The following is a 14,073-nucleotide window of genomic DNA, read 5'->3' as shown; positions in this document are numbered from 1 at the left end:
CAAGAATCAACTGTCAGATAAGCACTCACTATTGTAAATGATTATGCAAATAGTTACAACTTTCTTGATGAGTGTTAATTAATTTTCCGTATTTTTGCTCAAGGTCTGATGCAATTTTAAAGTTAGATTTTATTGAACTAACGATTGATTTAACTACTTCTTTTTCATTTTGATAGAATACTTCTGGTAACATTTCATTAATATCTTTTTCATTAACAGCATAATCACCAATAAAGTAATCAAAACCATACATTACAATTGGTTTCTTAAGGAAAATGAAATCAAATAATATACTCGAATAATCTGTTATTAACATACTACTGCTTTCAATGTAGTCTTTTACATTTATTTCAGTGAATTTTTTTAGAATAATATTCGGGTGTTCAGCTTCAAGTAAATCTACATATTCTACCATTCTTGGGTGTAATAAAATAGTTAAAGTTACATTATTTTTACTTAAAGCAGTTAATAATTCATGATTATTAAATAGACTTTTCAAACGATGATAATACTCGCTTGCTAAAAATTCATTTCGGCTTCCAATTGAAGGTCTCCATGTAAATGTAAGCAATATGTTTTTTTCTTTAACGTTATTGTTTAAAATTTGAGTTCTAGGTAATCCCGTAACAAATAACTGATCTTCGTTAAACCCAAAATGGTTTATAAATATTTCTTTTTCTAATTCAGAAGCACAAGCTATTGAATCCGCAACATCTATTCTAGCATGATAAACATGCTCAACCTTTTTAAAAAGTGTAACCCCATGACCGACAAAAATCCGTTTTGCATTTCTTAAGGGACGAATATTCGAAGGTAATAACATATTAACATTATCAGTACTTACAATGTATTTTGCGTTCATACTATAAAATAAATGTTTAAGACTATAAAATGGAATGACATTTCCAAGTTTCTTTACTTCCTCATAATCTTTTGAACTTTTCTTAATTAGATAAAATACATCATCATTTGGATGATTTTGACGGCAATATCTGAAGTATGCTGCACCATTATCATTAAAAGTATCGCCTAACTTTTCTCCGACCAAAATAATTTTTCTTCCTTTAAAGAAAGGTCTAGACAATTCTTGGCAAACAGTAGCAATAGACAAATTGAATTTTTTACCTTTATCTATTCCACGATTATTCCTTATCTCTTTTAATGTAGACAATTTCTTGCGAATATTATGTTTGACTTTTGAAATTCGTAATTTCAACTTACTACCTGAATTTAACCTAAATGCAAATAAATTCTTAGGAGCTAAAATTAGTTCATAGTTTTTATGATTCATTTCAAAATAATAATTTCTGCATTTTAACTTAAACGTTCTCGTTGGACCAGTAATTTTTCTAGTTTTTACTTTTCCAAAACAAGTTGTTTCGAGAAACAAATCATATCTTCCTAAATCGTTTATTTCTAATAAATTAATACTGAAAGAAAAACCACCATTATGGTAATCAGAAATCGCAGTATTATATCTATTTGTATATTTTCTTTCGGCTTCAATAATGAAACGATTTTTAGTATTACGATTTACTAGTACCAATTGATGAGAGATATCATTGTCTGAGGTTAATTTAATATTTTGAAAAAATCCTATACCATCAAGTTTAAGAGTAAAATTTTCAAATGTGAAATTAGTTAAATGTGTGATTAATGGTATATGTTCAAAACATTCCGTTATATCGACTGAGACATTTTTTTCATTGTATTTGAATGAAAAAATAATCTGATCGTTATCATTAGATATATTAATATCTTTTTTACTAACAGTAGACTTATATCTCTTAATTTCCTCATTTAAGTTTGAGAAGGCTATTGCTTCATCAAATTTTTTCTGAACTGCTAAGTCAATAAGAATAAAATTAAATAAATTTAATTTTGAATAGTTTTCAATACTTAAATTTCTAAAATAAGATTCATTTAATAATTCAATTACTCTTTTTTTCTCAGCATCTGGAAATAAGCGTAATTGTTCAATAAATGTTTTACCAATTTTCATTCGATAAATTGCGATTTTTTGATAAAAATCATCTAAATCATTTATATTACCTTCATATTTTTTTATTACTTTATCTATAGCGTATACACTCTCATACGCATCTTGGACTATTTTTAAGCTTCTTTCACGTGTAGTCGAGTTCGTTCGACCTCGGTAAAAATAAACAAATTTATCTAAAACAACAGTTTTTTTAGATTTTAAAAATGTTTCAATAGAAAATAAGTGGTCTTCACCATATTTTATCGATTCATCAAATCTAATATCTTTAATTAAGTCAGTAAGATATAATTTTGCACAACAATTTGGCATTTGATATAAGACTGGATTCTCTGTAATATGCGTTACATCATAATGATTTATTGATTTAAAATATGCTGCTCTCTCCGAATAATTAGGATTTCTAGTAAATGTTTCAAAAAACCTACTACCAATAAAACTCATCATATTTGCTGCGACAATATCACTATTTTCCTTTTCAGCGATATTGAACATCATCTCACATGCGTTTTCGTCAAGATAATCATCACCATCTAAGAAGGTAATGTATTTTGCATTTGCCATTTGTATTCCAATATTTCGCGGCCTAGATGGACTACCACTATTCTCTGAAAATTGATAATAAATATTTTCATTATTTGAAGCCATTTGCTCGACAACATTTTTTGTTCCGTCAGTTGACCCATCATCCACTACTATAACTTGAATATTTTTCATTGACTGATTAATAATCGAATTTATAGCCTCTTCAATATAATCAACCACATTATATGTAACAATCACTACTGCTATATCGTAAAATTTGATTCCAACTTTTTCCATGATTAACCCTAGTATCTCCTTTTTGTTATCTATAAGTTTTAACTATCTTTATATAGTGCATTATAGATATCTTCTGTATGTTGATGATTCGTTCGAATCATGAACTTATTACTTTTTTCTAAATACGCTGGTGCAATTTGCATTTTCTGATCAATAATTTGATCAAATTCTGATAATAATTCTTCAGTTGTTTCACAAACTTTGCCAAATAAATCCTCTTTATGGTTAATCGGCCCTTCATTGTAGTGCCTTGAATAAAATTCTTCATAATCAAATTGATAAAATATTACAGGCTTTTTCATATAGACAAAATCAAAAGAAACTGTCGAGTAATCAGTGATTAGAAGTGCATGTCTTTTTAAAAGATTTTGTACCGTTTCGGTCCCTTGTCGAATAACCCTAATTCTATTATGAAAATTAGGCATATCTTCTAATAGTAGTTGTGTCTGATAATGTGGATAAAAATTCAAATATAAATCATTTTTTTCTAATATTTGATGTAGTCTACTATCATTAAGTAAATTAATGTACGTTTGTAAATACCTTGATTTAGATAATTCCTCTGCTGTCTTTATCCAATTTCTCCATGTTGGCATTAAAAGTATTTCATTTCCTTTACTCGTATCTACTAACGAATCCCATCTTGCTAATCCAGTCACAATTACTTCATCTTCTGAATAACCAAATTCTTTAACAATATGATTTTTTTCGAATTGAGATGAAACAACAAAAACAGCAAAATCATACTGATTTTTATTCAGTGCCTGATTTACTCTACTAACTCCAATTACCCCGTGTTGAATAAAAATTTTATCATTTTTTTGCCACTCAGGATAATATTTTACTACTTCTCTATAAGCCTTGGTATACATATTTGCCTGTTCAGCATAACTATTAATAGATTTTTTACAAAGTAACAAATAAAACGTATGCTTGAAACTCCCATATTCAATAACATTTCCTAAGTCTTTTATACGAAGATAATCAGACGACTTTTTGTCGATCACATAGTATATATTGTTTTTGGGGTGATTTTCTCTGACATATTTAAATAAATGATACGAGTTATCTTGTGCAGTATCTCTTCGTTCACCAATCAAGGTAATATTTTTTTTACGATAAAAGTTTTCAAAAAACATTTTACATATAATTGTTAACAATGCGTCTTTTTCTTTTTTTAATATGAACCTACCTAAAGTACGAGTATAAAATTTTATTTTATTTAAAAATAACTTCGAACTATTCGATACTGATGCTTTTCTAATTGTTATTGACAACGCATTATTTTTATAAGTTGTTATAAACTGAGTTCCCTTAATTTGAGTGGATTTTGTATTATTTTGCAAATGTACTAAACCTACTTTTAATTTGCCTATAACACTTAAACCTTCTTGTTCAACTTTCAAGAATACGGACCAATTTCCATAGGATAAGAAAGACTTTAAATCAATCGTCAGTTTTTCAAACCCAGAATGATCATAATTTACTTGATTCTTATCAAAAGTATAAGTTATATCTGTCCGAAGCATCGGATTAAGAATGATTGTCTTTTCTTCTTTTGTTTGGTTATTTTTAAATACTAATGTCCTATTAATATTTGCTGTAGATAGGTAGCGAATAAATGCATACCCCTTTATCGTTAAGATCGATTCTCTAAGCGAAATTTGCTCAACCTTGTGACAAAGCTCAAATTTTTCTACCTTTAATAAGTTCATATCCTCTTTAAATAGCTTTGCTAAATAATGATAGTAGACTCCATTTTCATATAAATACTCTTTTGAGAAATCGACTGAATGTTGACTCTCTATTACTTTTTGAAGCTTATCTCCACTATTATTTTCTAGTAAATAAACAATAAATCTTTTATAAAGATTAAGTGAAAGAACCTCTTCTTTTATTGATATATACGAGAGAAATTGTTGACCAATAGAAGCTAATTGAATTTGCTCTTTATTTGTTAGCCTAGAAGCTTTTAATTCGATCGAATCTAAGAAAAAATTCAGTTGTCTTGCTTGAATAAACTTTAATTCTGCAGTACGGTTTTTCTTACAATAAAGATCCAATAATTCTTTTTGCAAGGTTACTAGTTGCTCAAAAAAATTAATATTCCCTTGTCTTATTAAGCTCTCACTAGAGTTAATAATTCTATATTTAATAATATCAATTTCTTTTACGACTACTTTATTTGAACACAGTAGGCTTGTTTGAGTGAAAAGTAAATCTTCCCCAACTCTTAAACTTTCATCAAATTTAATATTTTCTCTAATTAATAATTCTCTTTTAAAGATTTTATTGCTTGCAGAAGGAGTATAATGCAACTCTGGATTATTTTTTAAACTTCGAACTTTTGGCATATTCTTTTTAAATATTTTCTTCATATAAGAAAGTCGCCATGTTCTCATATCATTAAAGCAAAGAATATCGCCTATCCCTATATCGGCATTGTTTTTTTTCGCCAAATTGTAAAGTGTTTCATATCCTTTAGTGGTAGCTAAATCATCTCCATCTAAAAACGCTACGTATTCACCTTTAGCATATTCCAATCCTTTATTACGGGCAGCACTAGGACCACTGTTTGATTGCGATATGAATAAACCATCCTTGTATTTTCCAACCATATTTTGTGCTATTTCTTTACTTTGATCAGTTGAACCGTCATCTACTACGATCAATTGGATATCGTTAAGCGTAGTTTTTTTGATTGATTCTATACAAGCTTCTATATATTTCTCTTTATTATAATTAATTACAATTACACTTAATTTATAAGCATTCAATTACGCTCACCCCAAGCATACAAACAGATAAAACTGAATATCGAATTAACTTATCCGATCTTATCTTATTGGCTTTTTAATTGTGGAAATTAGGCAAGACCTAACTTCATGTATAGATTAACTAGCATAAAGTTTTTCTGCCGAATATAATTTATCATAGATGCCTAGGAAAATTTGTTTTTCATTTTCCCAATTATATTTATGTCTAGCAACTAGACAATTTTTGCTGAATTCATTTCTTAATTTTGGATCATCTAATAGTGTATTGACTCCATCAGCAATTGATTGAATATCATGTGAGTCAACACAAATACCAGTTTGTTCTCCTTCTACCACTTTTTGAATTTCTGGAAAACTACATGCTACTACAGGAACCCCACTCATTAAGTATTCAAATAACTTATTCGAAGATGCTGAATAATGATTAAAATTTATATTGTTTAGAATTTGAAATCCTAAATATGCATTTCGAGTGTAATTTAGTAATTCAGCTACCGGAACTTTATCGATAAACTTAATACGATCATGTAAGTTCAATTCATTTACCATTTCTAATAATCTTGGTTTAATTTTCCCGTCACCAATAAATACGACAGTTCCACGCTTAAACAAAGGAGTAGCTTTGACAATCAGTTCTAGTCCTCTACCTTTTTGAATTCCACCTTGGTAAAGTAAGATAGGCTCATCATGTGGCAAGTTTAATTTTTCATGTAAATTTATTGATTTACTTTTTTCTGGATAAGATACAAAAGGATAATTATGTATAACCTCAGGATACGGAATATCATATAAATCTTGAGTATACTGTGCTCGTGTATCATTTTCATGAATCATAATATCAATATATTTAATTAAAAACTTTTCAATTTTGCCAAAAATCGGATTTTCATATCCTGAACGACTTGATTGAACTTCGTGTGAATCATAGATTAGCTTACTTTTATTAAATACTTTTGCACAAATAATTCCTTGTGGTAAAGTATTTAAATCATTAGAATGATAAATATCATAGTTCTTTTTTAGTCCATGATAGATCATTTGAAGAATATTATACCCTCTAGTACAAGCCACTCGAACAAATCGATTTCCAAATATCGCTATAAATGCTATTAAGAGTAAAGAAAAAATAGGTAGTAAATAAATAGCAAAAATCGCAATACAAGCAGCGACTAGTTTAGTTAAGAAATTCTTCATACATATTTGCATTATACTATTAGAGTATTTGAATAAAAGATTGATACCAAATGGTAATGAATTATTAACACGAATAACTTGGAACCCTTCCATCGTTTCTCTCTTAGGAAGAGTAGTTGAATCATCATGTAAACAAATTAAATCTACCTCATAACCAACCTCGGCAAGTGCCGAACATTCTCTTAAAACACGTGCATCATTTGTAAAATGATTAAATACAAAGGCACAAACTTTTTTATTCATGGATTTCCTCCATTACATTAATTAAATTATATATATTTGTTTTCCATCTTAAATTTTTATATGCATATAAGTATCCATTTTCCCCCAACATATTTCGTTCGAGTTGGTCGGTAGCCAAATGCTTTATATGACGAACAAGTTCCTCTTCAGTTCCTTCTTCTAATACTGTACCACAATTTGCATCTTTAATAATTTGTGCAGCATACCCAGCTACGTTCCCAATAATTGGCTTTTTGAGACACATATAATCAATAATTTTACCTGGCAATACTGTCTTAAAGACCTCTTGATCAACTAAACTTACATAAGTAATATCAGATTTTGAAACAAGTGATAGTGTCTCAGTTCTTGATTTAGCAGAATATAATGTTACATTTGTCAGTTGATGCTCTTTAATATAATTTTTTACTTCATTAACGTTCTTACCGTAACCAACAATAATAAAATGAAAATCTTTACATTCTTTCATTTGTATACTAGCTTTTAAAAACTTATCCAAATCTTGCGCTAGTCCTAAATTTCCAGTATAAATAATATTGATTTTCTCATTATCTGGCTCGTCATTTACTGGTGTAAAATTCAACTCATCTTCAGTTAATGAGTTTGGTAAAAATGAAATTTTACTTTCCTTTACACCTTTATTAACCATATATTCTTTAAAACTTCTGCTATTAATGATGATCTTATTTGCTTTTTTGTACAATAAAGACTCTACTTTGTAAGCAATCGATAAGATTAACTTATTAGAAAATATATTTACACCTCTTAATGATTCAGGCCATAAATCACGTATATCTAAAATAAGTGGTGCTCGTAAACGCCACTTTGAAATCAATCCTGCGATACCAACAAAAATCGGTGGAGACGTTACAAATACTATATTGAATTCTCGTTTATATTTAAAAATTTCAATAATAAAACGAACCATAACTTCTAAATATAAATAAAGTCTTTTAATAATACTTCCTGAATGATTTTTAATTGAAGGATCAATCCTATTTACATCTTTTTCATCAATAAATGGTTCATTCCAAAATGCTTGATTATTATAAATCTCTCGAGAAGGATATCTTGGATGTAATGTTAACACTTTTACTTCATAACCTTTTTCCTTCAACTCAAGATAAATATTTTTAAGACGATTTGCCGCGCTACCTATTTCAGGATAAAAATGTTGCGTTATCAATAAAACTTTTGTTTTCTTATTCATAAAATACACCTCTTCTTTTAATAGAAGATTAATTCCTAATTTATTTTTATTAAGTTTATGTAAAATTATATAATTTCCACTCGAATTCTGTAGAAAGGGTTCAAATTTTGGTTGAAATTCCAAGTCATTCGTTACTAACTCGTTTTTCTAAACTATAAAAATAAACTTTAATAGTATTAATATCCCATATCTCATTCATGTATAAACGTATTACTAATTGTCACTTTTTAAATCAAAAAACAATAGTAATTTTAACACAATACGACACTATATTCCATAAAGTGACCTATTTGTAACATAAACAAAGACTGCCCTGAAATAATACTTAAGGACAGTCTTTTTATTTTTACACGTTTAGAAAGTATAAATTGGACTTTACGTAATTACCAATTCAAAGTGTAGTTTTAATCTAACTACGCCTCCTCCATTGATCGTAAGCCGAGGAGATTTATTTATTTTTCGAATCCATTTGGATGAGATTGATGCCACTTCCAAGCAGTTTGAATTATTTCTTCTAATTTGTATTTTGTTTTCCATCCAAGTTCATCATAAATTTTATGTGACGATGCAACTAGATTCGCCGGGTCACCAGCTCGACGCTCTCCAATTAAAACATTGGCTTTTAATCCGGTTACCTTTTCGCACATTTCAATTACTTCTTTAACCGAGTAGCCTAATCCATTGCCTAAATTATATGTACGAGTAAAATTATCTTGTTCTAACATTTTCTTTAGGGATACAATATGAGCACCAGCTAGATCCGTAATATGAATATAATCTCTTATACATGATCCATCGGCAGTAGGATAATCATCACCAAAAACTGTAATACTTTCTCTTTGACCTAGTAAATGCTGTAATATAAGTGGTATTAAATGACTTTCAGGCGTATGATCTTCACCAATTTCACCTGTAACATGTGCTCCTGCAGCATTAAAATAACGTAAAACAACATAGTCCATTCCATAAGCAGATCGAAAATCACTTAATACGTTTTCAATCATCAATTTTGATTGACCGTAAGGATTAATTGGATTTGTTGGTGTTTCTTCTGTTATTAAATCAACATCTGGAATACCATAAGTTGCTGCTGTTGAGGAGAAAATAAATTTCTTAACTCCAAACTCTAACATACTTCCCAATAATGTAATCGTTGCTGAAACATTATTTTGATAATATTTTAAAGGATTTACAACAGATTCACCGACAAGACTATTTGCAGCAAAGTGCATAACAGCATCAATGGTTTTTTCTGTGAATATTTCTGATAATAAATCAGCGTCACCAAGATTTCCTTCAATAAATTCTGCCCGAGGATCAACTGCAAAGCGGTGTCCCGTCGTTAAATTATCTAATACAAGTACTTCAAAACCTTTATCCAATAATTCTTTTACTGTATGGCTACCAATATAACCGGCCCCACCAACTACTAATATCATAAAAAATTCGCTCCTATTGAAAAATATCAACTTTTCCTTTTAATACTACTTTTAAATAATACTTTTTATACTAATTTAGATTAACTCACAATATTATTTCGACTCTTTTCCATCTTCTTCAAGCGAAAATTCCAATCAGATCTAATAATATCTTCTAAGTTACTTTCCACTTTCCATCCCAATTGTTCAATTGCCTTATTATTTGAAGCAATAATTGCAGCAGGATCTCCAGGTCGTCGATTACTATATTCAACAGGTACCTCAAGACAGCTAACTTTCTCAACCATATTAATTATTTCTTGAACCGTAAATCCAGAATTTGAACCAAGGTTAAATACGCCACTTTGGCAATTAATTGTGAAATCCGCTCCTAATATATGGGCTTTTGCTACATCCGATACATGGATATAATCACGGATACACGTACCATCTCTTGTTTCGTAGTTTGTTCCAAATACAACTAATTTATCATTTATACCTAAAGCAGTTTGGATCGTAACTGGAATCAAATGTGTTAAGTTTTCCTTATATAAACCAATTTCACCTGTATAATCTGCTCCGCCGACATTAAAGTACCTTAAGATACAGTAATTAATACCATTTGCTTGTGCAGTCCAATGGATTAATTTTTCAGCTGCTAATTTTGTTTCGCCATATGGATTAATTGGTAAACAATAATCATCTTCCGTACAAACAGAGTTAATTGGCTCACCATATACGGCTGCTGTAGAAGAAAATACAATATTATTAACTTTATTTTCAATCATGGCATCTAAAAGAATTTTCAGTCCAATAACGTTGTTATCATAATACTCTAGTGGTTTCTCAACACTTTCGGGAACAATAAGCTTTGCCGCAAAGTGCATGACACAATCAATATTTTTCTCTTTTTTAAATATTTCATTAAGAGATTTAAAATCCCTTATGTCAGCTTTATAAAACGTCGCTAGTTCATGTATGTCTTCTTCTCTACCTGTTGATAAATTGTCTACTACTACTACTTCGTGATTTTCGCGAATTAATTCATATACAGTGTGAGAGCCAATATATCCCGCCCCACCAATTACCAATATTTTCACATGAACCCTCCTAATATGTAGAATAGAGAAATTTAAATATATTTTTTTAAAATCTAATTATATCATATATTTAAAAAAGAAAGTTGAAATCATACTTAGCAGCTATTTCAAACTGTTAAATAACCTCTCTTAAATTCATTATTCTAAATCCGTTATTCATATTGTTTTTATTATTTGTAAAATTTATTATGTATCCGTCACATTTTTATTAGGGTCATGTTGATCTTTTCTAAATAACAGGTTAGCTCAAAGGAACTTTATCAATAAAGAAACCACAAGATAAATTAGTTATCTTGTGGTTTCTTGCGTTATTTCTTGAATTTGAAGTCATAATCCACCTGGTTATGGATGCTCAGTAATCTATAAGGAATAAGAAAACTACTAAATCCTTATTAAATTTTATAAATTTCCTTTTTCCTGTTTTATTTTTCTCCCAATTTACTTAAAAAGGGATGCCATAAAAGTCAGATATTTGACTTATTTGACATCCCTTTTCAGTGTCCACTAAGAAACACATTCGTTTTTATTGATTTTCACCTTGACCAGGATGCTCATAATTCGTTAATGTCGGTGTTACATAAATAGAATTAACATTATGCATAATGATTACATCATTTACTTTATACTTTTTAATATAATCAATGATAGGCATTTTATTGTAATATCTTAAGTCAAGTACTCTTGTTTCTTTATAATGGTTAACAAAGAATTGTACACTTGCATTTGCATAAGAGTCTTTGATAATTAATAGTTTTCGACCCTTAACTTTATCGTTATAAATGACTGTTTCAGGGTGATCTCCACCAATGTATGAAACATATCGATTTGTGTAAAGACTTACATTTTTCAATGGTTCTTCTGCATATAACCCTCTATGACATGTACCATAGTAACATACATTTAGATCCTGTTTTTCCTTACTTTCTACTACAGTTATTTTATCTGTTTTCGTTACATTTGCTCTTGTCGTTTTACGAGCATCCGAACCGTAAAAAGGTAATCCTTCTTCTTTCCAATTGAAATCATCCGCGTCCCATGCTTTACCAACTTCATTTGAATTTTGATAAATCGTATTTATAATTGTTTGATACGAATAAAATGCAGCCTTTGCCTTCCAATGATGATCAGTATAATAATATAAATTCGGCTCATTTTTATGTTTATTCATTGTAACTCTTAGATCTAAAGGATGTGCAATTGGATCAATATCGCTCAAAATATAATCTGATGTCTCATTTCCATAACTAGGAAAGTATGAAGGGAATTGGTCTTCGAAAGTAACTGATTTATTTGGTACTAGACTAAAATAAGTGTTCACTCCAAGCTTCGAAGCTTGTAACGCCAATTTATTAATTCTGTTTGCAATGACTTTTGCACTTGCTTTCGTTTGTTTAGGAACAGTTGATAATAATAAACCATTATCATCAATATATACATCTTTTACAACATTTTGACCTAATAAATCTTTATTGATTGATGCATTCGCTTCAATTAACTTCAATCTACCAGGAAATTGGTCATTAAAATAAAGCTCAAATTCTTTTGAAAATTCTCCAGAGGCTAACTTATCTAAACTCATTTTAGGCATTTGAGCAAGTGTTCGATTTTCAATTGTGGAATACTTCAAATCACCTTTTACCCAAACATAAATAGCCCCTGCAAAAATGATAAATAAGAAACTTATAACTATGAAATTATTAAATTTAAATCGGTTGTTTTGCATAATAAACCTCCAACTTACTAGAAACGGAAATAGATAAATGGATTAAACGTGTTAGAAACAACACAAATAATTGAAATACCAAAAACTAATAAATAGTAACCTGTTAACCCAATATTTCGACCGAAAATTCTTACAGCAAAGCTGGATTCTGATTGAACCATAATTTTATCTGCAAAGATTTTCATTAAAGGAGTTGCACCAATAATAGCTAGACCTATTAGAACACCGTATTCAGCAAAATAATATCCTGCACTTGAATCCCAAAGAACTGTATTATTTAATCCGAACATTGTCTTAATATAATCAAATGCATAACTAAATGTTTCTGCACGGAAAAATACCCATCCTATTACGACAAGGAATGTAGCGTAAATGTGCTGAATTACACTAGGTAACTTTCGTAATATGTCACCTAAGAAAGCTTTTTCAAGCATGATTAATATTCCGTAATAAATACCCCATGCGATAAATGTCCAACTTGCTCCGTGCCAAAAACCTGTAGCAAACCACACAATAAATAGATTGATATACGTACGTAAAGGAGAAACACGATTTCCACCTAATGGGATATATAGATAGTCCCTGAACCATGTTCCCAATGAAATGTGCCATCTTCTCCAAAACTCTGTTACTGATTTTGAAATATACGGATAGTTGAAGTTTTCTAAAAAATCGAATCCAAACATTTTTCCTAAGCCAATTGCCATATCAGAATATCCGGAAAAATCAAAGTAAATTTGTAAAGAATACGCAATGATACCAATCCAAGCTAAACCAATGGACATGTCATGTGGATTTTGTGCAAAAATTTGATCTGCAACCCAACCACAATTATTCGCTAAAAACATTTTCTTTCCTAAACCAATAATAAATCGCTTCGTTCCATAAGCAAATTTCTCTAAAGTCTCTTTTCGATCTGTAATTTGATGTGAAACAGTTTGATAACGAACAATAGGACCTGCAATTAACTGTGGAAATAAAGTTTTATAAGTAGCCATGTTCAATGGGTTTCTTTGTAATGCACCATCTTTTCGATAAACATCAACTACATAGCTGATTCCTTGGAAAGTAAAAAATGAAATTCCTAATGGTAATGGAATTTGAGGAATCGTAATATTTGTGTTCAATAATAAATTAATATTATCCACAAAAAAGTTTGAGTATTTGAAGAAACACAATAACCCCAAATTGGCTACAAGCATCGCTGCCATAATCCACTTTATTGTAGTTTTCTTATTCCGATTTGCATCTACAATTAAAGCAAATACGTAATTAATTATTATTGAAAGGAACATAACCAATACAAATCTTGGCTCACCCCATGCATAAAAAACTAAACTAGTTACTAATAACCATGCGTTTCGAAATATACGTGGTAATACAAAATAAACTAGTAATACTATAGGTAGAAATACAAACAAAAATACAGTTGAACTGAAAAGCATAATCTAGTCCTTTCTTTTCATGAATTTATCATTAATAACCTACATTTTTCCCAACAGACAAAATTATCACATATAAATTGATAAATTTCTACAATATACTTACTTTTACTTTAGAGATTTAATTTAAATTTATTCAAAATGA

General features: G+C 29.4%; 8 protein-coding genes. All 8 read right to left on the bottom strand.

Going from position 1 to position 14,073, the window contains the following annotated elements; translation table 11 throughout:
• Positions 1-28: 28 nt before the first annotated feature.
• Positions 29-2,821, bottom strand: a complete 2,793-nt coding sequence (locus EP747_RS14640) for a bifunctional glycosyltransferase/CDP-glycerol:glycerophosphate glycerophosphotransferase (protein ID WP_129690866.1) — start codon at positions 2,819-2,821, stop codon at positions 29-31.
• Between the two features lie 38 nt (positions 2,822-2,859).
• Positions 2,860-5,598 (bottom strand): bifunctional glycosyltransferase/CDP-glycerol:glycerophosphate glycerophosphotransferase, encoded by a 2,739-nt coding sequence (locus EP747_RS14635; protein ID WP_129690865.1) that lies wholly within the window; start codon positions 5,596-5,598, stop codon positions 2,860-2,862.
• 117 nt (positions 5,599-5,715) lie between these two features.
• Complete coding sequence (locus EP747_RS14630) at positions 5,716-7,035, bottom strand: glycosyltransferase (RefSeq protein WP_129690864.1); 1,320 nt, start codon at positions 7,033-7,035, stop codon at positions 5,716-5,718.
• The gene (locus EP747_RS14625; protein ID WP_129690863.1) at positions 7,028-8,245 is read right to left on the bottom strand and encodes a glycosyltransferase family 4 protein; all 1,218 of its coding nucleotides are present in this window, start codon (positions 8,243-8,245) and stop codon (positions 7,028-7,030) included. The genes EP747_RS14630 and EP747_RS14625 overlap by 8 nt, the downstream gene beginning before the upstream one ends.
• A 452-nt stretch (positions 8,246-8,697) precedes the next feature.
• Complete coding sequence (gene galE, locus EP747_RS14620) at positions 8,698-9,684, bottom strand: UDP-glucose 4-epimerase GalE (RefSeq protein ID WP_129690862.1); 987 nt, start codon at positions 9,682-9,684, stop codon at positions 8,698-8,700.
• Between the two features lie 80 nt (positions 9,685-9,764).
• A complete protein-coding gene (gene galE / locus EP747_RS14615) occupies positions 9,765-10,763 on the bottom strand; it encodes a UDP-glucose 4-epimerase GalE (RefSeq protein WP_129690861.1) in 999 nt (332 codons plus the stop codon).
• Positions 10,764-11,286: 523 nt separating this feature from the next.
• On the bottom strand, positions 11,287-12,486 hold the full coding sequence (locus EP747_RS14610) for a DHHW family protein (RefSeq protein WP_129690860.1): 1,200 nt from the start codon (positions 12,484-12,486) through the stop codon (positions 11,287-11,289).
• 17 nt (positions 12,487-12,503) lie between these two features.
• On the bottom strand, positions 12,504-13,931 hold the full coding sequence (locus EP747_RS14605) for an MBOAT family O-acyltransferase (protein ID WP_129690859.1): 1,428 nt from the start codon (positions 13,929-13,931) through the stop codon (positions 12,504-12,506).
• Positions 13,932-14,073: the final 142 nt, after the last annotated feature.

Origin of the sequence: Gottfriedia acidiceleris (assembly GCF_004138285.1) — a bacterium.
Lineage (GTDB): Bacteria > Bacillota > Bacilli > Bacillales > Bacillaceae_G > Gottfriedia > Gottfriedia acidiceleris_A.
The sequence above is the reverse complement of the archived record's forward strand: the minus strand, read 5'-3'. Positions and strand labels throughout refer to the sequence as shown.

Excerpts from the sequence above, each read along its gene's own strand:
- EP747_RS14640 (WP_129690866.1), bottom strand. The coding sequence starts at position 2,821 with ATGGAAAAAGTTGGAATCAAATTTTACGATATAGCAGTAGTGATTGTT.
- EP747_RS14630 (WP_129690864.1), bottom strand. The coding sequence starts at position 7,035 with ATGAATAAAAAAGTTTGTGCCTTTGTATTTAATCATTTTACAAATGAT.
- EP747_RS14625 (WP_129690863.1), bottom strand. The coding sequence starts at position 8,245 with ATGAATAAGAAAACAAAAGTTTTATTGATAACGCAACATTTTTATCCT.
- galE (WP_129690862.1), bottom strand. The coding sequence starts at position 9,684 with ATGATATTAGTAGTTGGTGGGGCCGGTTATATTGGTAGCCATACAGTA.
- EP747_RS14610 (WP_129690860.1), bottom strand. The coding sequence starts at position 12,486 with ATGCAAAACAACCGATTTAAATTTAATAATTTCATAGTTATAAGTTTC.
- EP747_RS14605 (WP_129690859.1), bottom strand. The coding sequence starts at position 13,931 with ATGCTTTTCAGTTCAACTGTATTTTTGTTTGTATTTCTACCTATAGTA.